General features: G+C 71.1%; 17 protein-coding genes and 6 pseudogenes. 16 read left to right on the plus strand and 7 right to left on the minus strand.

What is annotated here, in order from left to right; genetic code table 11:
* The 4 genes and pseudogenes from DIZ27_RS24705 to DIZ27_RS24720 all read left to right on the plus strand — a co-directional run.
* Positions 1-1222 (plus strand): protein kinase (locus tag DIZ27_RS24705; RefSeq protein WP_309074901.1); only part of this gene is annotated, 1222 nt, incomplete at its 5' end.
* Between the two features lie 158 nt (positions 1223-1380).
* Positions 1381-4179 (plus strand): annotated as a pseudogene (locus tag DIZ27_RS24710) (DEAD/DEAH box helicase).
* A gap of 22 nt (positions 4180-4201) precedes the next feature.
* Positions 4202-6487 (plus strand): hypothetical protein, encoded by a 2286-nt coding sequence (locus DIZ27_RS24715; RefSeq protein WP_258308527.1) that lies wholly within the window; start codon positions 4202-4204, stop codon positions 6485-6487.
* A 32-nt stretch (positions 6488-6519) separates the two neighbouring features.
* Positions 6520-7878 carry an IS4 family transposase gene (locus DIZ27_RS24720; protein WP_109380662.1) on the plus strand — a complete coding sequence of 453 codons (1359 nt, stop codon included), beginning with the start codon at positions 6520-6522 and terminating at the stop codon, positions 7876-7878.
* A 16-nt stretch (positions 7879-7894) separates the two neighbouring features.
* Here the strand turns inward: DIZ27_RS24720 and DIZ27_RS24725 are convergent.
* A pseudogene (locus tag DIZ27_RS24725) lies at positions 7895-8848 on the minus strand (ISAzo13 family transposase); the annotation flags it as partial.
* Positions 8849-9020: 172 nt separating this feature from the next.
* Here DIZ27_RS24725 and DIZ27_RS24730 point away from each other — a divergent pair.
* Positions 9021-9203, plus strand: coding sequence for a hypothetical protein (locus tag DIZ27_RS24730; protein WP_181383687.1), 183 nt, complete (start codon positions 9021-9023; stop codon positions 9201-9203).
* 1120 nt (positions 9204-10323) lie between these two features.
* A pseudogene (locus DIZ27_RS24740) lies at positions 10324-10431 on the plus strand (transposase); the annotation flags it as partial.
* Position 10432: 1 nt separating this feature from the next.
* Here the strand turns inward: DIZ27_RS24740 and DIZ27_RS47340 are convergent.
* Together DIZ27_RS47340 and DIZ27_RS24745 are read right to left on the minus strand one after the other, a co-directional pair.
* Positions 10433-10558 (minus strand): hypothetical protein, encoded by a 126-nt coding sequence (locus DIZ27_RS47340; RefSeq protein WP_258308528.1) that lies wholly within the window; start codon positions 10556-10558, stop codon positions 10433-10435.
* A gap of 201 nt (positions 10559-10759) precedes the next feature.
* Positions 10760-11074: a hypothetical protein gene (locus DIZ27_RS24745; RefSeq protein ID WP_109380664.1), complete on the minus strand. Its 315-nt coding sequence runs from the start codon at positions 11072-11074 to the stop codon at positions 10760-10762.
* Between the two features lie 906 nt (positions 11075-11980).
* On the opposite strand from DIZ27_RS24745, the gene DIZ27_RS24750 reads away from it, so the two are divergent.
* Both DIZ27_RS24750 and DIZ27_RS24755 read left to right on the plus strand, forming a co-directional pair.
* Complete coding sequence (locus DIZ27_RS24750; protein ID WP_109380665.1) at positions 11981-13567, plus strand: alkaline phosphatase; 1587 nt, start codon at positions 11981-11983, stop codon at positions 13565-13567.
* A 32-nt stretch (positions 13568-13599) separates the two neighbouring features.
* A complete protein-coding gene (locus DIZ27_RS24755; RefSeq protein WP_109380666.1) occupies positions 13600-14469 on the plus strand; it encodes a discoidin domain-containing protein in 870 nt (289 codons plus the stop codon).
* A 448-nt stretch (positions 14470-14917) separates the two neighbouring features.
* Here the strand turns inward: DIZ27_RS24755 and DIZ27_RS24760 are convergent.
* Positions 14918-15571: pseudogene (locus DIZ27_RS24760) on the minus strand (IS6 family transposase); the annotation flags it as partial.
* A gap of 475 nt (positions 15572-16046) precedes the next feature.
* Here DIZ27_RS24760 and DIZ27_RS47345 point away from each other — a divergent pair.
* The 4 genes and pseudogenes from DIZ27_RS47345 to DIZ27_RS24780 all read left to right on the plus strand — a co-directional run.
* Positions 16047-16178 (plus strand): hypothetical protein, encoded by a 132-nt coding sequence (locus DIZ27_RS47345; protein WP_258308529.1) that lies wholly within the window; start codon positions 16047-16049, stop codon positions 16176-16178.
* A gap of 137 nt (positions 16179-16315) precedes the next feature.
* A complete protein-coding gene (locus DIZ27_RS24770; RefSeq protein WP_109380667.1) occupies positions 16316-16756 on the plus strand; it encodes a hypothetical protein in 441 nt (146 codons plus the stop codon).
* Positions 16753-17022, plus strand: coding sequence for a helix-turn-helix domain-containing protein (locus DIZ27_RS48805; protein ID WP_109380668.1), 270 nt, complete (start codon positions 16753-16755; stop codon positions 17020-17022). Before DIZ27_RS24770 ends, DIZ27_RS48805 begins: the two co-directional genes overlap by 4 nt.
* A gap of 78 nt (positions 17023-17100) precedes the next feature.
* Positions 17101-17765: pseudogene (locus tag DIZ27_RS24780) on the plus strand (IS6 family transposase); the annotation flags it as partial.
* Positions 17766-17861: 96 nt separating this feature from the next.
* Here DIZ27_RS24780 and DIZ27_RS24785 read toward each other — a convergent pair.
* Both DIZ27_RS24785 and DIZ27_RS24790 read right to left on the minus strand, forming a co-directional pair.
* Positions 17862-18227, minus strand: coding sequence for a hypothetical protein (locus tag DIZ27_RS24785; protein ID WP_109380669.1), 366 nt, complete (start codon positions 18225-18227; stop codon positions 17862-17864).
* Entirely contained in the window at positions 18227-18436 is a 210-nt protein-coding gene (locus DIZ27_RS24790) for a hypothetical protein (protein WP_109380670.1), read from the minus strand. The genes DIZ27_RS24785 and DIZ27_RS24790 overlap by 1 nt, the downstream gene beginning before the upstream one ends.
* 151 nt (positions 18437-18587) lie before the next feature.
* Here DIZ27_RS24790 and DIZ27_RS24795 point away from each other — a divergent pair, with 151 nt between their 5' ends.
* Positions 18588-19070: an Asp23/Gls24 family envelope stress response protein gene (locus DIZ27_RS24795; protein ID WP_109380766.1), complete on the plus strand. Its 483-nt coding sequence runs from the start codon at positions 18588-18590 to the stop codon at positions 19068-19070.
* A gap of 80 nt (positions 19071-19150) precedes the next feature.
* Positions 19151-19321, plus strand: coding sequence for a hypothetical protein (locus DIZ27_RS45895; protein ID WP_181383688.1), 171 nt, complete (start codon positions 19151-19153; stop codon positions 19319-19321).
* A 319-nt stretch (positions 19322-19640) separates the two neighbouring features.
* On the opposite strand, the gene DIZ27_RS48810 is transcribed toward DIZ27_RS45895, so the two are convergent.
* The gene (locus tag DIZ27_RS48810) at positions 19641-20087 is read right to left on the minus strand and encodes a transposase (protein WP_109380672.1); all 447 of its coding nucleotides are present in this window, start codon (positions 20085-20087) and stop codon (positions 19641-19643) included.
* 70 nt (positions 20088-20157) lie between these two features.
* Between DIZ27_RS48810 and DIZ27_RS24810 the strand changes: the two are divergent.
* Both DIZ27_RS24810 and DIZ27_RS24815 read left to right on the plus strand, forming a co-directional pair.
* A pseudogene (locus tag DIZ27_RS24810) lies at positions 20158-20949 on the plus strand (transposase); the annotation flags it as partial.
* A 416-nt stretch (positions 20950-21365) separates the two neighbouring features.
* Positions 21366-22466 carry an IS110 family transposase gene (locus DIZ27_RS24815; RefSeq protein ID WP_109380673.1) on the plus strand — a complete coding sequence of 367 codons (1101 nt, stop codon included), beginning with the start codon at positions 21366-21368 and terminating at the stop codon, positions 22464-22466.
* Positions 22467-22570 lie beyond the last annotated feature (104 nt).

The raw sequence follows: 22570 nt of genomic DNA on the forward strand, positions 1-22570 counted from the left end.
CGTGGCSGAYSCGGCCGAACTCGGCGGGTTCGAGCTGCTCGGCCGCATCGGCCACGGTGGGATGGGCCTGGTCTACCTCGGGGAGTCGCCGGGCGGGGAGCCCGCGGCGGTGAAGGTGGTCAAGGCGTCGGTGGTCGACTCGGAGACCCGGCTGCGGTTCGCGCAGGAGATCGAGGTGCTGAAGACGGTCTCGGGTGCCCGCGTCGCCGCCTTCCTCGACGCCGACGCGGACGCCGGCCAGCCGTGGCTGGCGACGGAGTACGTCGACGGTCCGGACCTGCGCGGGCACGTACGGACCCACGGCCCGCTGCCCGCGGTGCTGGCCGCGTCCCTGGGGGCCCTGCTGGCGGAGGGGCTCGCCGGGGTCCACAAGCAGGGCCTGCTCCACCGGGACCTCAAGCCGGCCAACATCATCCTGGGCCCGAACGGCCCGAAGATCATCGACTTCGGGCTGGCGGTGTTCACCGAGTCCGGTTCCTCGCTGACCGCCCCCCACACGGTGCTCGGCACGCCCACGTGCATGGCGCCCGAGCAGGCGGCCGGGGTCCGGCCGCTCACGGCGCCCGTCGACGTGTACGCCCTCGGCGCGGTCCTGTTGTACGCGGTGAGCGGCCACTACCCGTTCCGGGCCGACAGCGTCTACGCCCTCTTCCACCTGCTCACCGCGGCGGACCAGCAGCCGGACCTGACGGGTGTGCCCGAGGAGCTGGTCCCGCTGCTCGCCTCGATGCTCTCCCGCGACCCGGGACTGCGGCCCGCCCTGCCGGAGGTCGTCACGGCCTGCCGGGCGGTGATCGAGGGCCAGGGGCTCAAGGTCGCCCAGGCCCGGCGCCGCCTCACCACGCACACCGCGGCCCCCGCCGTGCGCGGTACGGCGCACGCCGGCACGGACCCGTTCGCGAGCCCGCCGACCGCGCGGGCGTCCCTGCCCGACGGCCCGACCGCGCCCGCGGTCCCGGTCCCGCTCGCGCCGGACGGCTCCGCCCGTCCACCGGCGGTCACGGCGGAACCGGCGGCCGGGCCGGCGGCCACGGCGGCACAGGACCGGCCGGTGGCCGGGGCCCGTGACCGGCATCCGGACCGTCCGGCGCCGCCCGGCCCCGCCTCCCCGGTGCGGCCGGGACGCCGGCGCGCGGTTCCCGGGCGGTTGCGCACCTCGGCACACGCCAGACGGGTCGCCGAGCAGGTGCGCGAGGCCTACGCCCGGCGCGCGAGGTTCTGACCCGCCGCCTTCCCGCCCGGCGTACTCGGCCGCCACGAGGACACCCGGGTACGTCCCCGCACCCCGCGAACCGCAGCAGCACAGTCGTAGCAGTACAGGAGGCAGCGCGCGTGACCGTCGAGCAGACCGGTGTCGTCCAGGAGGCCCGGCCGGACAGCGTGCCGGAGACGGCCAAGTACCCGCCCGGTTCGCAGATCGAGGTCCGCGACGAGGAGTGGCTGGTCCGGAACGTGACGCGCACGGCGCACGACGGCGACCGGATCGAGGCGGTGGGTGTCTCGGAGTTCGTGCGGGACCAGGAGGCGGTGTTCTTCACGGCCCTGGACGACGTGCAGTTGATGGATCCGCGCCGCACCACGCTGATCTCCGACGACTCCCCCACGTTCCGCCGCAGCCGCCTGTTCCTGGAGGCCGTGCTGCGCAAGACCCCGCTCCCGCAGTCCGAGCGCGGTCTGGCCCTCGCCGACGGTTTCCTGCTCGACCCGCTCCCCTACCAGCACCGCCCGGCCCAGCTCGCGCTGTCGGGCCGGAACCTGCGTCCGCGCATGCTCATCGCGGACGTGGTGGGTCTCGGCAAGACGCTGGAGATCGGGCTGACGCTGGCGGAGCTGATCCGCCGGGGCCGGGGCGAGCGCATCCTGGTGGTGACCCCGCAGCACGTCCTGGAGCAGTTCCAGCACGAGCTGTGGACGCGTTTCGCCATCCCCCTGATCCGCCTGGACTCGGTGGGCATCGAGCGCATCCAGCGGGAGATCCCCGCGGGCCGCAACCCGTTCACCTACTTCAAGCGGGTCATCGTCTCCATCGACACGCTGAAGAACACCGACCAGTACAAGCATCACCTGGAGCGCATCCGCTGGGACGCGGTGGTCATCGACGAATCGCACAACCTGATCAACCGCGGCTCCCTGCGCAACCAGCTCGCCCGCCTGCTCGCCCCGCAGACCGACGCCCTGATCCTGGCCTCGGCGACCCCGCACAACGGGGACGCCCGCTCCTTCGCCGAGCTGATCTCGCTCCTCGACCCGGCCGCGATCCGCGACCCGGAGCGCTACGACGCCAAGGACATCGAGCACCTCTTCATCCGCCGTACCAAGGTCAGTCCCGAGGTCCGCGAGCAGATGAAGGGCCAGTGGGCGGACCGGGGCCCCTCCACGTCGGTGCACTGTCCGGCCACCGGCGCCGAGGAGCGGATCTTCGAGGAGCTGGCCGAGGTGTGGCTGCCCGGGGACGGCCGCCCGTCGGTGAGCGAGAGCCGCCTGTTCCCCTACACCCTGCTGAAGTCCTTCCTCTCCTCGCACACGGCGCTGGCGGCGACGGTCGACAACCGGATGCGCACGGTGAAGGAGAAGGAGGGCGCGGCGGCGGAGGCCGAACTGGCCGCGCTCCAGCGCCTCGACGATCTCGCCTTCGGCATGACGGAGGCGGACTCGGCGAAGTTCCGTGCCCTGGTGGAGCAGTTGAGGGAGATCGGCGTCGGCCCGAAGAGCGACACCCGGGTCGTCGTCTTCTCCGAGCGCGTCCAGACGCTGGAGTGGCTGCGCGGGGTGGTCCCGGCGGCGCTGGGCTTCAAGGGGAGAGCGGCGCAGGAGGCCGCCCGGGTGATGCACGGCGGGCTGTCGGACGAGCAGCAGATGCAGTGCGTGGAGGACTTCGGCCTGGCGGACACCCCGGTGCGGATGCTGTTCACCGGTGACGTGGCCTCCGAGGGCGTCAACCTGCACCGCCAGTGCCGTCAGCTCGTGCACTACGACGTGCCCTGGTCGCTGATCCGCATCGAGCAGCGCAACGGCCGCATCGACCGCTACGGCCAGTCTCATCCGCCCGAGTTCCGCGCGCTGCTGCTCACCAGCGGGACCGACGGCGCGAAGGACGACCGCACGGTGGCCGAGCGGCTGCTGGAGCGGGAGGACGAGGCGCACCGCAGTCTGGGCACGGCGGAGGCGGTATCGGGTCTGTACCGGGCGGACGCGGAGGAGAAGTCCCTCATCCAGGATCTGCTGCGCGGCCGTACGGTCGACGAGTCCCTGGACGCCACGAAGGAGGCCGCCGAGGCCGAGGACGCGGGCGGCGACTTCCTCGCGGACTTCTTCGGCGCGGTCGGCGACGACCCCGACGAGCCGGCCGGTGACGCCCCGCCCGCCCCGGCGGACGTGCCGCGCCTGTTCTCCGGCACCCGTGAGTTCCTGGACGAGGCACTGCGCGAGGTGTTCCCGGACGCGCAGCGCCAGTTGGAGCTGGACCGGGACCAGGAGAGCGGTCTGATCTCCTTCAAGCCGCCGTCGGACCTGCTGCACCGCATGAAGGCGCTCCCGCCCGACTACCGCCGTGAACAGCGCCTGCACGAGCGGCTGCTGGTCACCATGAACCGCAGGCTGGCCGACCGGTCGCTGGTGCGGGCCCGGGAGTCGTCGGCGTCGAGCTAGCCGGAGATCTCCCTGCTCACGGACCTCCATCCGGTGGTGGAGTGGCTGACGGACAAGGTGCTGGTCCGGCTCGGCCGCCAGGAGGCCCCGGTCGTCACGGCCGACGTGGACGGCCCCACCTATCTGGTCCAGGGCATCTACTCCAACGCGCTGGGCCGGCCGACCGTGGTGAAGTGGATGGCCGTACGGGACGGCGGGGTCACCGACGACATGGTGGGCGTGCTGCGCCGCGCGGGCGTCGGCCCGACCATGGCCAACTCGCTCCACCCGCACGACCTCGACGCGCTGGGCGCGGGCATCCCCGGCGCGCTCCGGGCCGCCGAGGACTTCCTGCGCCGCCACCGCGACGCCTGGGACCGAGCGTTGCTGGGCCCCATCGAGGAGTACAAGGAGCGCCTCGGCGACTGGGAGCAGCCCACGCTGGCGGGCGGGCACACCAAGTCCCAGCTCGCCGACCTGGCCGACTCCCTGCTGACCACCGGCCGCCCGCTGCTGCGGGTCCTCGCCGTCCTCGACCCCGCCGCCGTCTGACCCGTCCCGAAGGTTCTCCACGATGACGTACGACTCCCTCGTCAACCGCGGCGACTACTTCTCCGCGCACTACCTCGCCGAGGTGTTCCCGAAGGATCTCAAGTCGGGCCTGCTGACGGCCTGGAAGGAGCGCGAGGAGGCCGCGCGGGACACGCAGGTGGCCGATCCGGACGCCCTGCCGGTGACCCCGCGCGTGGGTCTGCGCGAGCTGCGCCGCCCCTACTTCCGGGCGCGGGCCGGGTTCGCGGAGGCGGCGGCCGAACCGGACGACGTCACGACGTACGGCTCCCCCGCCTGGCAGGAGCGGGCCGCCGAGCTGAACGCCTCGGTGCTGCGCGCCCTCGGCTACGACGCCAAGCCGCGGACGGTGACCGTGCAGCGCGCCGACCACTCCTACGAGGTCCACGTCGCCCACGCCGAGCCCGGCCTGATCGCCCTGGACTGCGGCTGGGCGGCGGAACCGGACGCGGCCCTCGACGCCGACGGCTCCGGGCGGCTGCTGCACCCGGTCCCGCTGGAGGGCTCCGCCGAGCTGGCCACCGGCTCCAAGCTGGCGTCGTTCCTGTTCGCCTGCGAGGACGCGCCCCGCTACGTGCTGCTGCTGGTCGGCGGCGTGGTCGTGCTCGCCGACCGGGCGGCCTGGGGCGAGGGCCGCTACCTCGCCGCCTCCCTCGACGCGGCCCTGGAGCGCAACGACGGCAAGGCCGGCGGTGAACTCGACACGCTGGCCGGACTGTTCGGCGCGGACTCGCTGCGCACGCCGGAGGAGGGCGGGGAGAGCCCGCTGGCCGGGCTGGTCGACAAGTCGACGAAGCACGCGGTGGGGGTGTCGTCGGACCTGCGGGACGGGCTGCGGCTGTCGGTGGAATTGATCGCCAACGAGGTCCTGGAGCGGGTACGGGCGGCCGGGGTACGCCCCGACGAGGTCAGGGAACTGCCCGAACTGTCGAAGCAGTTGACCCGCGAGTCGCTGCGCTACCTGTACCGGATCCTGTTCCTGCTGTACGCGGAGGCCCGCCCCGAGCTGGGCATCCTGCCCTCCGACTACCCCGAGTACCACCAGGGCTACGGCCTCGGCCGGCTCGGCGAACTGGTCGCCGAACGCGACCTGGTCGGCGAGAAGGCCCGCGAGGGCTTCTACCTCTACGAGTCCCTGGACCTGCTCTTCCGCAAGGTGCAGGAGGGCTACCGCTCGCGCCGCACCCACGGCGGGCCCGCGTCCGAGGCCGAGCCGGTGTCGGAGGACATCGGGCTGCGGTTCGAGCCGCTGCACTCCAAGCTGTTCGAGCCCGCCTCGATCGAGCTGATCGGCGCCCGCTCGGTCGTCGACCCGCGCGTCGACGAGGACGAGACCGGCGAGCCCGCCTACCTCGACACCCGGCTGCGCAACGCCACCCTGTACCGCGTCCTGCGGCTGCTGATGCTCACCCGGGGCCGCAAGGGCGAGCGCGGCGGGTTCATCTCCTACGCCCAGCTCGGTATCAACCAGCTCGGCGCCGTCTACGAGGGCCTGATGTCGTACTCCGGCTTCGTGGCCGGCGAGGAGCTGTACGAGGTCGCCAAGGGCGGCGACCCCAAGGACGGCTCCTGGCTGGTCCCGGCCTCCCGGGCGGACGAGTACGCCGACTCCGTCTTCGTGTGCCGGAAGGACGAGGAGACCGGTGAGGAGGTACGGGTCCGCTACCGGCCCGGCTCGTTCGTGTACCGGCTGTCCGGGCGCGACCGGCAGACCTCCGCGTCCTACTACACGCCCGAGTCGCTGACCAAGGTGACCGTCCAGCTCGCCCTGCAGCACCGGATGGACCAGGACGGGACGACGACCGAGGCGCGGGAGCTGCTGGACTGGAAGATCTGCGAGCCCGCGCTGGGGTCGGGGGCGTTCCTCAACGAGGCCATCAACCAGGTGGCGGCGGAGTACCTGCGGCGGCGGCAGGACGAGCTGGGCGTCGCCATCGACACGGAGAAGTACGCGGTCGAGCTCCAGAAGGCCAAGGCGTACATCGCGCTGCACAACTCCTACGGCGTCGACCTCAACTCCACGGCCGTGGAGCTGGCGGAGGTGTCGCTGTGGCTCAACACCATGCACCCCGGCATGGAGGCGCCCTGGTTCGGGCTGCACCTGCGGCGGGGCAACTCGCTGATCGGCGGCCGGCGGGAGGTGTACTCGGCGGAGCGGCTGAAGAAGGGCGGCTGGCTGGGGGCGACGCCCGAGCGGTTCCCGTTGACGGAGGCGGAGGCCGGTCTGCCGGACGGGGCTGTGCATCACTTCCTGCTTCCGGCGCAATGCCGTTGTTTGAAGGTTCATTGAGTTGGTGGTGACGGACTGAGCGTCGCGCCGTTATGCGGGGTGTGCATCCGTGGAGCGGGGTATCTGAGCGAGTGCGGCTGGGCTTGATCACACAGTGGGTGACGCCCGAGTTGGTGGACGAGGTCCTGTCGGAGTGTCGCAAACGGGACCGTCGGCCGGGAGCGTTGCCGACGGGGTTCATGGTCTACTTCACACTCGCGCTTGCGCTCTTCCATCAGGACTCCTACGACGATGTGGCAGAACAACTGGTAGGTGGAATAAAGGAGTTGAGCGAGTGCATCCCGCACAAGGCGTCTTTCACCCGGGCTCGGGAGCGCCTGGGACCGGAGGTCGTCGAGCGGATCTTCCACCGCCTGGCCGGTCCGCGGGCCCCTGCGGGGCTGGCCGGGGCCTTCTACCGGGGGATGCGTCTCGCTGCGGTCGACGGGTTCCTGCTGGACGTGCCGGACAACGAGGCCAACCGACTCGCCTTCGGCGGCCCGAAAGACTCCAGCGGGAAACCGGGCGGGTTTCCGCAGGTGAGAGTCGTGACGCTGACCGAGACCGGCACGCACTCTTCCATCGACGCCCGGGTGGGCGGCTACAACAGCGGTGAACGCGACCCAGCCGTGGCAATGGCCGCCTCGGCCTCCGGGATGCTCGTGATCATGGACCGGGGGTTCCCCGGGGTGGAGTTGTGGAAGGCGTATACCGGCGCCGGTGCCCACCTGCTGCTGCGGGCCCGCTCGTGTGTGGCACGCCGCCCGGTACGACACCTGCCCGACGGCACCTATCTGGCGCGCATGAACCTCGCGGGGCAGAAGGGTGCCCATCCGGGCGGTGTGCTGGTGCGCGTGATCGAGTACCGCGTCGACGGGGGCGAAGTGATCAGGTTGCTGACCGACCTCTTCGATCACGACGCCTACTCAGCAAGGGAGTTGGCGGTCTTGTATCACGAAAGATGGGAGGTGGAATCGGCCTATCGGCAGATCAAGACCTTCCAGCGGGGCCGGCAGGAAGTTCTGCGATCCACCGACCCGCAGCTGGTGCGCCAGGAAGTGTGGGCGCACCTGGTCGTGCACCACTGCCTGACCGGCATCATCATGCAACTCGCCGACAGCAACGGCATCGACCCGGACCGCATCTCGTTCGTCAAGGTCCTCAAGCACACCCGACGCAGCGTGGTCCGCCAGCTCGCCGACACCCCACCGAAGATCCGCAGATTCCTGACCGCGCTGGCGGCGAAGGTCCGCCGGAAACTCGACAGCGGCACCCGCCGACTGCGAGAGGCAGACCGCTTCCTGAAACGGCCCAACTCGCTGTACTCCTACCGACCGAAGGGCAAACCGAAAGCCCTACCACGCCACGTGCCCGCCAGGACCATCACACTGCAGGCGACGATAGTTCAGTAGTCAAACAACGGCATTGCGTCCCGGGCGGCAGGTGACAGACGGTGATCTCCAGGCCCGTCTCGACAGCCAGGGCGGCGAGTTCACTCTTCCAGGCCCGGGTGCGGTAGCCGTTGGAGCCACCCGCGTCGGCGGTGATCAACAGCCGGTTGGCCTGCGGGTAGTCGCGCCGGCCAACCGCCTGCCACCAGCGGCGGATCGAGGCGACCGCGAACGCGGCGGTGTCGTGGTCGGTGCCGACGCTGACCCAGCCGGTGTTCGCCGCGATGTCACAGAGCCCGTAGGGGATGGTCTTGCCCGGCCCCTGCCGGTCCAGGAAGTCGTGCGTTTTGACCTTGGCCGGTTCCCCCTTCGGCAGCCACTCACGGCCGCCGTTCTTGTACTGGCCGACCAGCTCTTTCTTCTTGGTGTCCACGCTGATCACCGGTTCCCCGGCGTCCCGGTGATCGCGGGCTTGTTCGTTGATGTAGCGGAACTGGGCGTCGCGGTCCGGGTGCTGCGTGCCCTCGATCGTCTTGGCGTTGGCCTGCAGGCTGAAACCCTTCTCGCGCAGCAGGTCACCGACGGTGTCCGCACAGACGCGGTGGCCTTGCCGGGTGAGTTCGGCGGCGAGCTTGCGCGTGGACTTTGTCGTCCAGCGCAGCGGCGACATCGGGTCCCCGCGCATGTCCGGCTCGACCAGCGCCAACAGCGCCGGACGCAGCCCCGGATCCACCTCGGCGGCCCTCTTGCGGCCGACGTCGGGGCGGCGGACCCGACCCAGCGGCTCCGCCCCCGCTTCCAGCTCGTCGACGCCGTTGCGGACGGTGGTCTCGCTGACCTCGGCCGCCCGCGCAACAGCCCGGATCCCGCCGTGCCCCAGGATCCGGGCCTCGGCCCCCATCAGCAGACGGCGCTGGCGCTCGTCCAGGTGCGGGAACAACACCGTCAATCTCACGGCGAGTTGGTCACGAACCTCCTGCGATATGCCCATACCACGTCAACGAGCCAGATCCACGGAAGCAACAGCTTGATTTTCTGCGAGCCCTAACGACCTGGTTCGCGATACCGCTGTCGGCAGTTGAGCACCGCTTCCTCCAGGAGCCGGCCGTGACCGGACGTAATGCGGTGGCAGTCGTTCCCGAGCTCCTGCCTGGATGCTCGGCGTGACGTCTGTGGACCTTGCTGATCGCCGTGAGCTGCTGGACCGACTTGAGCAGTACTACGACGCGGTTCCCCGCTCCGGCGCCCGAGTCGAAGACTTCGGGCCGCTGACCCTGTTCATACGAGAGGGTGTGCTGCTCGAAAAGTCGTCGGCGCCGGTCAAGCGGTGCAGCGGTACGCGCTGATCACGCCGCCCGGGAGCCGGGTCCGCAGCACCCGGCGGACCTCGCGGGCGTGCCCTGCGACGTCACACCGTTCCTCGGCGGCAGGCGGTAGTCGGCGACCGGCCCGGTGAGGGCGGCGGGCGCTGTCGTGCCGTGGGCAGGCGGCCCGGACGTGGCGGGCGTGAGCCTCGCCCACGATCAGGACGCGGTCGAGCATCCCGCGCCGGATGCCGCCGATGCTCCTCTCGCGGGGGGGGGGCGTTCATCCCAGGAGCCCGCGGGGCACTCAAGAGCGCCGCCGACTCCCCGGCCGCGAAGACCGCGTCGCACCATACCTGCCGTCGCGGTCCCGCGGCAGGAACCGCAGAGACTTTCTGCGCCGGCCCGGGGCGGCGGTGAGATTCCGCGTCTGCTGCACCGCCCGCTCCCGGGTAAGGCGGGCGGTGCCTTTCGGTGCGGCGCAGGCGTCTCGGGCCGTGCCCGGGAACACCGGTGTGTACCGCCCCGGGCCGAGCGCGGTGCCGGAGCGGAGGAAGGCCGCCGCGATGATGCCCCGGCCCGGGCGGCCGGGAACGCGCGCCGGGTCGGGCCGACACGACGCGGCGCCGGGCCGGTGCCCGCGGCGTGGAGGTCTCCCGGGCTGTCGGGGCGGCGATCCGATGCCCGAGTCGGGCCGACTCCCCCTGGAGTGCGCCGGTGTCCCCACCGCGGATCGTCCCGGGTCGGCCGCAGCACGAGCGTCCTGATCGCCGCTGGGGCGGGTGGGCGTCCGTGCGTCGGCGCGCGGTGTGATCCCACGGGGCGGCGACGAACCCGCGGTGCCGGGCGAGCAGGGTGGCGGGGCGACCGAGAAGATTTCGCGCCGGTGTCGCCGGGGTATCGGCACGGGCGGGGCGGCGCACCGGAACCGGTCGGCCGGCCCGGAGCGGACCGGGCCGGCCGGTTGCCGGCGCGGGACGGCGTTCTCGTGCCGCGGCACGAGCAGCCCGGCGTCCTTGGCGGTGGCGCGGCGCGGCAGCACCACCGGGGCGGACAGCAGCCTCCGGGCCACCCGGTACACCAGCGATACGATCACGCAGAGATGGTGTCGGCCGACGCCGCATTGCCGCCCTGGCCTGCAGCGGGACTTTCCGAGCCCCACAGGCTGTTCTTGCCCAAGGAATGGGCGGCGGACACCGAACGCCGGGCCCTCACCCGCATTCCGCCCGAGGTCACGCACCGCGAGAAGTGGCGACTGGCTCTGGACATGCTCACCCCTGGGTGATCTCGTAGGCCGGCACCTTCGCTGCTGTGACCGGTTTGGCGTCGGGCTCGCTGTTGTCGCTGATGCTGCATGCGGTGAGCATGGTGAGGAAGGCGACGGTGGTGCGGTTCACGGGTCTCCCACGGGTGTGGCTGCTGTCCCGTATGGGACGCGTGCGGGGCGTGTGCTGATTCCGGAACGCATGCGAACGCCACCGGCGCGGTGGGCGGCGGGGGCGTTCGTACGGCGGCCGTATTCGGGCAGGGGTTCGGGAAGTGCCCGAGCAGGGATGACCGCTCCGGCGTTCGGTTTCCTGAACGCTTCGGTGCCCCGGTCAGCGGCCCTGGCGGAATGGGTGGTACGCCTCGAAGGGGTCTTCGTCGGTCTCTGTGCGCCGACGCCGTTCGGCCTGGCACGCGGTCCAGGCGAGGTCACCCTGCACCGTGGAACGCCAGGGTGTTTGGGTACGGTCGCAGAACTCGGCGTACTCCAGGTCCGGTTCGGCCGACCGCCCACGGTGCTCGGCACGCGGGCCGTCGGCGGCCTTGGCCGCCTGGAGGTCGTCCACACGCCGGGCACGGGCCAACTCGTCGATGGCAAAAGCGATGCGCCGCAGCACCTCTGCCACCTTGGACAGCCGGATCGGCACGGCGCAGATGTCGGGGAAGTCACCCTCGGGGCGGATGTCGGCAGCCAGCAGGGACGGCTTCCCGTCCAGGTGATCAAGCCAGTCGGCGCACCGGCGGATCCGGCCGACCTCGTCCCGTAAGCCCTCGGCGATGCTCGCACGGCCGGACAGCTCCTCATCGTCGCTACCGCCCGGGTCTCCGGGGCCGGCCGGCCCGCGGCACGCAGCAGCCCGAGCGCGGCCTCCAGGGCATCCGGGCCGGCGTCCTTGGGCAGCTGATGCACCCGCGTCGGCGGCAGCCCCGCCGCCTCGGTAACCTTGCGCACCGAAACCTTCTCCTCCCGGGCAAAGGCCGGCGCCCCCCCCCGGCGTTCCCGCTCGGTCTGCTCCCACCGCCACGCTGCCCGCCGCACCCGCGCCAACACCCGAAGCTTCCGGCGGAACTTCCCCACCCACCCCACCGACACCACCACCACGCGTTCAGGAAACCGAACGCCGGAGCGGTCATCCCTGCTCGGACACTCCCCGAACCCCGGCAGGCAGGACGCGTCCTTGGCGCGATGGACTCCTCCTTGCGGGACTCAGTGCCCCGAAGCGAAAGGTTGTCCATCAAACCGGGGCAACTTCAGACCATTTGCGGTGCTCGCCGGGCGCACGGGCCTGGGCCCGATGACGCTGGCGCGTACACGGTGCCCTGCCGCATGCGCTGACACGCGTCCTTGCCTCCCCGTCCAGCCGTCGAGGACCGGCCGTCACTTGCAAGGTTTCGGGCGTGGAGTTCAACGCCCAACGGTTCACCGGGCTTTCACATGCAAGTGAGGGACCTGACCCTGCCCGGCCACAGCACTGAAGAAACGTTCACTTTCGGCCAAAGTGTCGGAGGAGGACATAGTGAGCACACACGAGTTCGGCGATTTCGGTGGACGAATGGGCCGTCGGCGCATACTCCAACTGGGAGGCGTCAGCGCCGCGGCCCTGGCACTGGGAACGGGAGTTCTCCCCGCAGAACAGGCATACGCGGCGCCGAAGTACCAGAACAATCCCTTCAGTCTGGGCGTCGCGTCCGGCGACCCCCTTCCCGACGGCGTCGTCCTGTGGACCCGGCTGGCGCCCGACCCCCTGGCCGAGGACGGCCACGGCGGGATGCCGTTGCGGCCGGTCCCGGTGCAGTACGAGGTGGCCGAGGACGAGGCGTTCCGGCGGGTCGTGCGGCGTGGAAACATCGTCGCCACCCCCGAACTGGGCCACTCGGTCCACGCGGAGGTGGGCGGCCTGCGACCGAGACGGGAGTACTTCTACCGGTTCCGGACCGGCGACGCGGACAGCCCGGTCGGCCGGACGAAGACCGCCCCGGCCCGGCATACCCCCCTTGCCTCAATGGCGTTGGCTTTCGCGTCGTGCCAGGCGTGGCCGGACGGTTTCTTCACGGCCTACCGGCACATGGCCGCCGAGGACCTCGACATCGTGGTGCACCTAGGCGACTACATCTACGAGTACGGAATCCCGGCGAACGGCGGTGCGCGCAAGCAGACTGTGCCCGACCACTTCGCCACGGAGACGGTGAGCCTCGCCCGCTACCGGACGCAGTACGCGCTCTACAAAACTGACCCCGACCTGCAGGCGGCGCACGCGGCCTTCCCGTGGATCGTCACGCTCGACGACCACGAGGTCGAGAACAACTGGTCGGGTCAGACCCCGGAGGGAAACACGCCGACGCCCCGGCCGGATCAGTTCCTGGAACGCCGGACGTCCGCATTCCGCGCCTACTACGAGAACCTGCCCCTGCGCAGCACCTCCGTGCCGACCGGCCCCGACATGCGGCTCTACCGGCGCTTCACCTTCGGTGACCTCGCCGAGTTCAACGTCCTCGACACCCGCCAGTACCGGTCCCCGATGGCGGCCCCGGACACCGACGAGAGGTTCGATCCCGCGCGCACGCTGACCGGCGGACAGCAGGAGAAGTGGCTGCTCGACGGCATGACCGCCTCGCGCTCCCGCTGGAACGTGCTCGCCCAGCAGATCCGCGTGGCGCAGTTCGACCACGGCTCGGAGACCGACCCGGCGCTGCCGAAGGACGGCTGGGAGGGCTTCGGCATGGACAGCTGGGACGGCTACGTGGCCTCCCGCGACAGGATCTTCGGCGGCATCGCAGAGCGCGGTGTGAGCAACCCGGTGGTGCTCACCGGCGACTGGCACCGCAACCTGGTCGCCGACATCAAGGCCGACTACCGCGACCCGAATTCACGGACGATCGCCAGTGAACTCGTCGGCACGTCGATCAGCTCCGGTGGCAACGGCCAGGACATCGACAACCTGGGCCGGGCCGGGCTGGCGGTCAATCCGCACGTCAAGTTCTACAACATCCAGCGGGGTTACGTGTCCTGCCGTCTGGACGCCCAATCGTGGCGCAGCGACTTCAAGGTCCTCCCGAGCGTGACCACGCCGGACGCCCCCGTCACGACCCGCGCCACCTATGTCATCGAAGACGGCCGGCCGGGCGCCGAACTCGCCTAGCAGTGCCCGGTCAAGGAAGGAAAGCGATCCAGATGGAGACACCTCAGCAGGCGCCCCGCGACGAGGGCACCACCCGCAGACTCTTCTCCAAGCGGGCGGTCACCGCCGTCGCAGCCTCCGCCGGCGCCGCGGTGGCGTTCGGCGCCGCCCCCGCGTCCGCGGCTCCGGCAGCCGCCGCTCCGCACGGCAAGGCCAACTACCGCAAGCCGGTCGGGCCGGTCTGCGAGCTGCGGGCGGAGACCACGGCCACGCCCGCGCTGCAGTCCGTGCAGCTGGAATGGGACCCGCCCGCGGGCGGGCGGGTCATCGACCACTACCTCGTCCACGGGTCCCAGGAGCAGGGGTTCACCGCCGATGCCGGCACCCTGCTCACGAAGGCGCCGACCAGCGACTTCACCCACACGGGGCTCGGCCCCCAAGCGCAGACCTGGCACTACCGTGTCGTGGCCGTGGACGCCGCGGGCAATATCGGCAGCATCGACACGGCGCCGCTCGCTTCGGTGACCACGGCCGGCGCCTTCGTCGTGGCGGCGACCGCGTCCAGCCAGTACTCCCCGGCCTACGCCCCGCATCTGGTGGTCGACGGATCGAAGAACACCCGGTGGGCCGCCGCCTACACCGACGACGAATGGATCCAGGTCGAGCTCGCCCGCCCGATCACCTCAGGACGGGTCGAACTGCACTGGCAGGGTGCCTACGCACGGGACTACGACCTCCTCGTCTCCCCCGACGGGGAGAGCTGGACCACGGTACGCTCCGTTCGCGGCAAGAGCGATGACTCGGTCGACGAGTTCGCTGTCAGCGGCGCGGGCGAGTTCCGTTACGTCCGCATGCATGGAGTGACCCGGGCCACCAAGTGGGGTTACTCCATCTGGGAGTTCTGGGTGCGTCCCAGCAGCTGACGCTCTCCCCGCGCTGCGCCCTGCGGGGGACCGTGTTTCCTCGGAAGGGGGGCGTGGGCGCAGCGCCCCGGGGCCGGAGCCGCGGCCCGCAGGACACTCCAGAACGCCGAACAGCGCGCGGCGGGTGAATATGCGATATCCCGCGGGTTCGTCCTGGCTGTCATCTTCCGTTGCCGCAGGTCAGCCCGGCAGACGGGAGCGATGGATCCACCTAGATCCTGATGGTTCTTCAGGAATCCTGAAGAACCATCAGGCCCCTCCACAGGCACACAGGCCGAGGGTGACGAGGTGCCCGGTCAGGCCCCGTGCCGGGGAACCGAGGGGCACGGCGAACTCGCCGGATGGCGCTGTCACGTTGTTGAGTGAGGAGGTGCGTTGGGGCGTGGCGGGGCCAGGTTCCGGCCGCGTGTTCAGGGGGTGCTGGGCCGGCGGCGCCGGTGATCTGGGCCCAGATGGCGAAGCGGATGGTCATCTCGGCTCGGTAACTGTGCGCGCTCATCCGGTGGCGGCGGGGCCGGACGTGGGGTGAGATACCGCTGAAGGCGGACAGGAACCGCTGCGCCCCGCCGGTACTGCGGAAGCCTTTCATCGCGCGTTCGCATTGGGCTGGTGGCTGTTCTCGGCCCGGTTGTTCAGGCCCTGGTGCGAACGGTGCGCGACGGAGGGCATGACCTCGCGGTGAGCGACGCCGTAGGAGCGGGGCTTATCGGTGGCAACTACCCGCGGGACCGCACGCGTCTTCTTCATCAGGTGGCGGAAGAACCGCCTGGCCGCGGCTTGTCCCGGCGGTTCTGCACGAGGATGTCGAGCACGGCGCCGTCGGCGTCCACGGCCCGCCCCAGGTACGTCAGCTTCCCGTTGATCCTGACGAAGACCTCGTCCAGGTGCCACCTGTCGCCCGGCCTCGCACGTCGGCGGCGCAGGCCTGCCCGAACTTCAGACACCACCGGACGCTCTCGTAGGACCCGATCACGCCACGGGCGAGCAGCAGCTCCCCGGCCTCGCGGAAGCCGAGCGGGAAGCGGACGTACCGCCCCACGCAGGGAGAGATGACCTCGACCGGGTACCGATGCCCCCTGTACGGCGGCGGCGCGCTGTCCACGGACGGTCCCCCTCCACCATGACCAACCCGAAGATCATCCCACCCGGTCAGCCACCGTGACAGCACCCACAGGSRTGCTGCCCGCCATGGCCATCGCCGCCCGGCCGCCCGCCGACCGGCTGCTCGCGGAGGGCCCGGAGGCCTCGCTCGGCAAGGCCCTGATCCGCCACATCCGGCCGCGGCCGSCRCCGKYRSYACGGCCGCGGCCGCGGTGGGGTCCCTGGTGGTGCTGGGCGTGGTGGTGAGCGTGCCGGGGCTCAGCCACTTCTTCGGCAGCCGGCCCCTGGGCCCCGCGGCCTGGACGATCGCGCTGGCGTCGGCGGCGGGCTCGGTGCTGGTGCCCCTCGCGGTCCGGGGCGCCGCCGGSACGCTGAAAAAAGTTCACCTGCAGMACACCTGKGTGCAGCCTGCTGGATGACATGAGGGCCGACAAAGGAGTCGTMCCCGGCACGACACACACGAAAGGCGGCGGACCATGCCGCACATCTTCACCACGATCCTGACCCAGGTGGCGGTCGCCCTGCTCGAGGCCGCCGTGGTCCGASTGGCCGTCCAGCTCTGGAAGACCTTCGGCACGAGCGGGCACCCGGCGGCCGCACACGCCTGAGCGGCCGCACGCGCCCGAGTGAYCCCCGAACCAGCCTGMCCGAATTRTCCGTTCAGACGGGTTTATTCGCGTGCATTGATGGAAGGCGGCCAGGAAGASCCCTCGCCACTCACGCCGCACGGCAGGAGAGGACGGAGATGACTTCCCCAGAAGCACAGACCCAGCCACCGCAACAGCAGGCCCCGACGGAGCGCCCGGAGGAGAAGCGGACGGGCGGCAAGCTGCTGCACCTGCACACGGCCCACGCCCGGGTTCCGATCCCCTACGTGACCCCGGGGGACATGTTCTCCAAACCCCKCAAGACCGCGCCCGCGTCCACGGCCACATCCCTGCTCCCCTCGCCCCGCAAGCTGGCCTTCTACGGCCTCCTCGGCGCCATGGCCGTGGTCGAGGCCGTCGAGTGGCCGATCGCGGTCGCCGTCGGCGCCGCCACCGAAGTGATCACCCGCGAGCAGGCCGCACGCCAGCGCGCCGAACACCAGCACATCGAGCGGGACCGCGCCGCACGCGACCAGGGCCGGCAGGTCGCCACCGAGCGGACAGAGCCCGGGGGGCCCGCGCAGCCAGCGATGGCATGACACGYCCCCTGCCCCGAACGTCGGGGGATCCGAACGCCGTCCACGGCGGCTGCTTCATCCTCTCGGCAGCGTTCAGGGTCTTCGGCGGGTACGGATACCGGCGCAGCTCCATGGATCTCATGGCCCAGGCAGCGCGGATGTCGCGGCCGGCTGTCTATCAGTCGATCGATGCGGCCAGGCGAGCGGCGGCTTCGCTGGGATGCAGCGATCGACATCCGGTAGGACCTCGGCGGGCGTTGTCACGTGGGCTGACCGGCCTGGGATGATCTTGGAGTTGATCGTGCCGGACAGGGGGATCGCTCGTGTCGTCCGCGCCGCCGTCGTAGCAGGGGCACCGGTACCCGATCGAGGTGATCTCCCACTGCGTGGGGCGGTCCGTCCGCTTTCCGCTCGGCTTTCGCGAGGCCGGGGAGCTGCTGCCCGGGCGCGGCGTGCTCGTCTCGCACGAGACGGTCCGGCGCTGGTGCGCGACGTTCGGGCAGGGCTACGCCGACGGCCTGTGCCGGCGGCGTGGGCGGCTGGGCGACACATGGCATCTGGACGAGGTCTTCGTGAGGATCAACGGTGTGCGGCAGTACCGGTGGCGGGCCGTCGACGCCGCCGGCACCGTGCCCGGCCTCCTGGCCGGGGCCGAAGGGCCACCGCCGCGGCCCGGCGGGTTTTCCGCACACTGCTCCAGAGAACCTGCTCGGTGCCGCGGATGGTGGTCACCGACCAGCTGCGCTCCTGCGGCGCGGCCCACCGCGAGGTCATGCCCTCCGCCGGGCACCGCTGTCACCAGGGCCGGAACCACCGGGCCGAGAACAGCCACCAGCCCACCCGTCGGCGCGAACGCGCCATGCAGGGCTTCCGCTCCGCCGGCGGGGCGCAGCGGTCCCTGGCCGCGTTCAGCGGCATCTCACCCCACGTCCGGCCCCGCCGCCACCCGATGACCGCCGCCCACTACCGCACCGAGACGACCCTCCGCTTCGCCCTCTGGGATCAGGTCACCGGCGTCGCGGCCGGCCCGCCGCGGCCTGAGCACGAAAGCCGGAACCCGGCCCCATCACACCCGCCACCCCGTCGGGCACTCACACCCTCCACAACGTGACAGCGCCCTCGGAACTCATGCCGCGCCGTGCCGGGCGGCGATACGGGTCACCGGGACCTCGACGGTGACCCGCTCCGCGGCACCGAGGGCGGCGGGGTGGGAGATGGCGGCGGCCCCCACCCGGTCGTGGACGTTCCGGGCGATGTCCAGCGCCCGCCGGCCCTCGGCCAGGACGCAGCGCACCTCGATGTGCCCTCCCGRACCGTCCGGCGCCCGGTCGGCGCGGATACCTGCCTCGGGCGACGTGCGGTGAGGGGTGGTGTCCGTCCGAGTGGGCGCGGCGGCTGCCGCGAGGCGGGGGTGCAGGCCCGCCACGCCAGGGACCGCGAGGGCTGCCTCGGCCGCGACGCCGAGGAGCGTGGTCGTGCGGATGGCGGTCATCACGTACCACCGCCGGTCGAAAGGCCGGAGCCGAGGGGCGGCTCCGGCTCCAAGACGTCGATCACGGTGAGGTCGGCGGCCGTCACGGCAAGCCCCAGGTCCTGTCCGGCCGAGTCGAGGACCGATCGGCGCACCTGACGGAGCCGGTGGGGCAGCGGGCGGTCCGGCAGGTCGCATCCCAGCTGGGGGGAAGCAGTGCGTTCGATCATGACACTCCCGCGCGGGCTCGGAACGAGCGCGTACCCCTGCACAAATGCGTGCCGCACGTCACACTTCATGTGTGTGAGAAATCCGCCCCGCATGTCCAACCTTTCGTCGGGCACCACACCGGTGCCCGGCCGACCGATCGAGGCGACCGCCATGACGGACAACATCACCGGCGTCGGCGCGGACAGCCGGTCCGAGGCGGGCGTGAGCGCCCTGAAGGGCCGTACCGGAGCCGGGACTCCGGCCGAGACCCGGGGGAAGACCACCATCGCGGACGGCGTGGTGGCCAAGATCGCGGGCATGGCCGCCCGCGAGGTACCGGGCATTTACAACCTCGGGGCGGGCATGGCCCGCGCCTTCGGCGCCATGCGGGAACACGTCCCCGGCGGAGGCGGCGGCGTCACACAAGGAGTGAAGGTCGAGGTCGGCGAGCGCCAGGCCGCCGTGGACCTGGACGTCGTCGTCGAGTACGGCGTCTCCATCGTCGACGTCGCCGGCGACGTGCGCASCAACGTGATCAGCGCGGTGGAGCGGATGACGGGCCTGGAGGTCGTCGAGGTGAACATCGCCGTCGACGACGTCCACCTGCCCGACGAGGAGGAAGGGGCCGAACCGGACGAGGGCCGCGTGCGGTGATCCGCCGTGACCACCGCCGCCGCCGCGTCCCGGCGTRAGCGGCTGATCACGCGGACGACGCTCGCGAGACGGGTGAGTGCATGATGRACACAGCGACGACGGGCCTCGCGGCCGGCATGGCCCTGGGCTTCGCCGGTTACTTCGGCGGCTTCTGGGCATTTCTGCTGGTTCTGGTCCTGGGGGCGGCGGGGCTGATCGTCGGCCTCGTCGTGCAGGGCGACCTCGACGTCCGCGGACGGAGGCAGCGGTGAGGACCCGGCCCGGTTCCCCACCTCCCGGYRAAGGGTCCGGCCCACCGGGGCGGGCCGCCGGTCTGCCGCTGCCGGCCGAGCGGGGCGCCACCGTCATCCCGGACAGGGTGGTCGCCCGTATCGCCGCCCGGGCCGCACGCACGGCCCAGTCCCGGCGCGCCGCCCTCCCGCCCGCCCCGAGCGGACCGGCGGCGCCCAGCGCCTCCACTGCCGTCCGTACCGGATCGGTGCGCCTGCACCGGACCATGGAGCTGCCCTCCCCCTCCGACTTCCCCCAGGTCTGCGAGCGGATCCGGCAGGACGTCGCCGAGCGGGTGGCTCAGCTGACCGGCTTGCAGGTGGGAGAGGTCGCCCTCACCGTGCGACGACTGGTGACCACCTCCGGCGTGAACCGGGGGCGGGCCCGGTGAGTAGTTACCTGGCCCGCACTGCCAGGCCCTGTGCCGCTTGAAAAGTCATCGCCGCAAGCGGCAGCGATGATGTTGCGCTGCCTGGAAGCATGTCCGCCGGCCGCTTTGAGGATCTCGTTGGCCCGCCTCAACTCGGCATTCTCCTTGCGGAGTTCTTTCAGCTCGTCGCGTTCGGCGGTGGTGAGGCGGTCGTCGCGCTCACCGTCGTCGGCCTCGGCCTGGCGGACCCAGGACCGCAGGGCCTCCTTGTGGATGCCGAGATCGCGGGCGACGTGCGCCACGGGCCGGCCGGTCGAGCGGACCTCGCGGACGGCGCGCTCGCGGAGTTCATCGGGGTACTTACGGGGTGCTGGCACTGCTGGTGGTTCTCCTTACGCCTGGATCGTAACCCAGGCTTCAGGGACTCCACGAAAGCAGGAGCAGCTCAAGGTCCGTACCCACGCCGGCTGCTGGGCCACTGTCAACCCACCACGCCCCGGCGGCGTCCGCGAGCAGACCACCCGCGACCGCTGGCACAAGATCCACGACCTGCTCGGCCAGGGCGTCGGCCTGCTCGACTGCTCCCGCCGCCTGGGCCTGGCCCTGAACACCGTCAAACGCTACGCCCGCATCCCCGAGCCGACCATGCTGCGCATCGCCCCCCCAGTACCGACCCACCCTGGTCGATCCCTACCGCGGCCACCTGCGCACAAGGCGCGCRGCCGATCCCGGCGTGCCCGTCCTCCTCCTGTTCCGCGAGATCAAGTAACAGGGCTACACCGGAAGCCTCAACCTGCTCTACCGCTACCTCAACCAGGGCGCGCCGAAGGCGACCGCCCGGTGACCACCCCACGCCGCGCCACCCGGCTCCTGCTCACCCACCCCGACCATCTGCGCACCAAGGAGACCGCCCTCCTGGTAGCCCTTACCGCCGCATGCCCCGAGATGACCAAACTCGCCCAACTCGTCCGCGACTTCGTCGAGCTGCTGACCCCTACCGCGGGCAACGACGCCCGGCTCACCGAGTGGGTCAACGCAGTCCGCGCCGCTGACCTGCCTCACCTGCAGAGCTTCTGCAACGGCCTCGAACTCGACCGCGCCGCCGTGAACGCCGGCCTCACTCTGCCCCATCACAACGGCCGCACCGAGGGCGTCAACACCCGCACCAAGAAGATCATGCGCCAGATGCACGGTCGTGCCGGATTCGACCTCCTCCGTCACCGCATCCTCCTCCCATAACGAGGACGCAGCGTTACCACCGACTACGTAACAGAGCCTGATTCATGACACTCCCCACCCTTCAGGGCTGAACTCGATGTTGGCCTTTGCGGTCTGTTGTAGTCGAGCCAGAGTCAGATTCTGCATTCACGGAATACGTATTGGGCATGTCCTGCGGAGTTGGGGTCGAGGGCTTCGAGTGTGGGGAGAATTGGTGGGTGCTGTCCTGCGGCGGAGGTCTGACTCCTGACAGCGTTGACCGGGGTGTCTTGCTCACACTGTGTCGACCGCCGGCCGGGGGTGGTGCGTTGCTGGCATCGGGCCGACCGGGTGTGTCTCGATAGGGGCTTGCCGACCAGGCGTCATCACGATTCTGACCGTCCGCACGGTCCGGTGCCGGCTACGCGATTGGCCGTCGAGTCGGGAGGTGACCGAGCATGACCGGAACGTCCCGTCCTCCGCGTGGCCGCCGACGCCGGCCAACGGGGGAAGTGGTTCTCGGGGTGGACACGCATCGGGATGCCCATGTGGCGGCTGTGCTCTCGCTGGTGGGAAGAGTGCTCGGCACGGAGGCGTTTCCCGCCACCGCGGCCGGGTACCGCGACTTGCTGGAGTGGGCCAGAGGGCTGGGCACGGTGCGGCGGGCGGGAGTCGAGGGCACCGGTTCCTTCGGGGCGGCCCTGTCCCGCTACCTGCTGGGTCAGGGCGTGGACGTGTTCGATGTGAACCGGTCCGACCGGGCCGACCGTCGCCGGCGCGGCAAGTCGGACCCGCTGGATGCCGAGAACGCGGCCCGGGCGGTGCTGAGCGGGCGGGCGCGCGCTCAGGCCAAGTCGGGCGATGGACCAGTAGAGAYCGCCCGGATGTACAAGCTCGCCAAGGACTCGGCGGTCAAGGCCCGCACCCAGGCCATCAACCAGCTCAAGGCCGTCCTCATCAGYGCCGACCCGCGCCTGCGGGAGGAACTGGCGGGGCTGCCCAACGCGGAACTCTTCCGTACCTGCGCAGGGTTCGCCGAGGACGGCCTGGAGGAGGGGGACGGCGAGGAAGCGGTGCTCCACGCCACCCGTGTCACGCTGTGTCTGCTGGCTCGGCGCATCGGGCAGCTCACCGAGCAGATCAAGGACCTGGAAGACCGCCTGACCCGGCTCGTGAACCGCCATGCCCCGGATCTGCTCGCGGTGGTGGGCATCGGTCCGGACACGGCGGTCACGTTGCTGATCACGGTGGGGGACAACCCGGAACGCCTGGGCAGTGAGGCGTCCTTCGCCGCGCTGTGCGGGGCCAGCCCGGTGGAGCGTTCCTCGGGCAGTCGGCAGTACCGGCGTCTCAACCGTGGTGGCGATCGGCAGGCCAACGCCGCCCTGCACCGGATCGTGCAGACTCGCCTGCGCGTCGACCCGCGTACCCAGGACTACTACGAACGCCGCAGCAAGGAGGGCAAAACACGGCGTGAGATAGTTCGAAGCCTCAAACGCTACGCTGCCCGAGAGGTCTTTCACCTGGTCAGACCCACACAGCCACAATCCTTGTCATAGGGGCAGTGTGAGAGCGGCTGTGAGAGCGGCGTTCGACGAGGAGCCCCTAAGGTGCGGCCCGGCGAGGCTTCCGAGTGGGTGGGTTGCAGTGTCCGGGGGCGCCG

It is taken from the genome of Streptomyces sp. NWU339, from assembly GCF_003143855.1.
In the GTDB taxonomy this organism is placed as follows: Bacteria; Actinomycetota; Actinomycetes; order Streptomycetales; family Streptomycetaceae; genus Streptomyces.